General features: G+C 59.3%; 1 protein-coding gene. It reads left to right on the top strand.

The window, feature by feature from the left end:
- Positions 1–4: 4 nt before the first annotated feature.
- On the top strand, positions 5–1193 hold a 1189-nt coding region (locus tag CFR72_RS17055; protein WP_110914832.1), incomplete at its 3' end, for an IS256 family transposase.

Genomic DNA, 1193 nt, shown 5'->3' with positions numbered 1-1193 from the left:
CCGCATGAGCATTGATAAAGACCTCCTGGACCGCCTGATGGAAGGACGTTCACCCGGCGACCTGTTTGGCAAGAACGGCATACTCTCGGAATTGACGAAGGCTCTGGCGGAGCGAGCGCTCAACACGGAGATGACTCTTCACCTTGATGAGGAACGCGCCGATGGTGCACCTGACGAGGGTAATCTGCCGCCCAATCGCAGAAACGGCAGGAGCCAGAAGACCGTGACCACGGAGAGCGGCAAGGTTGTTCTGGATATTCCCCGGGATCGGAATGGCACGTTTGACCCGATGCTGATCGCAAAGTATCAGCGTCGCTTTCCCGAGTTCGACCGCAAGATTATCAGCATGTATGCCCGGGGCATGACGACCCGCGAGATCCAGGGGCATATCGAGGAAATCTACGGCGTTGAGGCCTCCCCGAGCCTCATTTCCGCGATTACCGACGCGGTGATGGAGGAGGTCGCCGCCTGGCAGAACCGCCCGCTGGAACCGTGCTATCCGATCGTCTTCATGGACGCGATCCGGGTCAATATCCGCAGTGACGGGGCTGTCTCGAACAAGGCCGTCTTTGTGGCGCTCGCGATCCTGCCTGACGGCACACGGGACATTCTGGGGCTGTGGTTCCAGGAAAATGAAGGAGCCAAATTCTGGGCCAAGGTCCTCAGTGACCTGCGCAATCGGGGGGTGCAGGATATCCTGATCGCCGTCGTCGACGGGCTGAAGGGCTTTCCGCAGGCTATCGAAGCGGCTTTCCCCAGGACCCGCATTCAGACGTGCATCGTTCACCTGCTGCGTCATTCCATGAGCTTTGCCAGCTACAAGGACCGCAAGGCCGTCGCCACCGCTCTCAAGGCAATCTATACGGCAGTGGACGCCAGCGAGGCCGAGGCAGCCCTCGGCAGGTTTGAGGAAAGCGATCTGGCCAGACAATACCCGGCCATCGCACCCAGTTGGCGCAGGGCCTGGAATGAGGTCATTCCGTTCCTTGATTACCCCCCGGAAGTGCGCAGACTGATTTACACAACGAATGCCATTGAGGCCCTGAACGCAAAGATCCGTCGTGCTGTGCGCACCCGTGGCCACTTCCCCAGTGACGAGGCCGCAGCAAAATTGATTTACCTGGCGCTCAATGCTACCTCCTCAGAGTGGAAGCGCTCAGTGAGCGAATGGTATGCTGTCAGATGCCAGCTCG

It is taken from the genome of Gluconacetobacter entanii, from assembly GCF_003206495.1.
GTDB lineage: Bacteria > Pseudomonadota > Alphaproteobacteria > Acetobacterales > Acetobacteraceae > Novacetimonas > Novacetimonas entanii.
The sequence above is the reverse complement of the archived record's forward strand: the minus strand, read 5'-3'. Positions and strand labels throughout refer to the sequence as shown.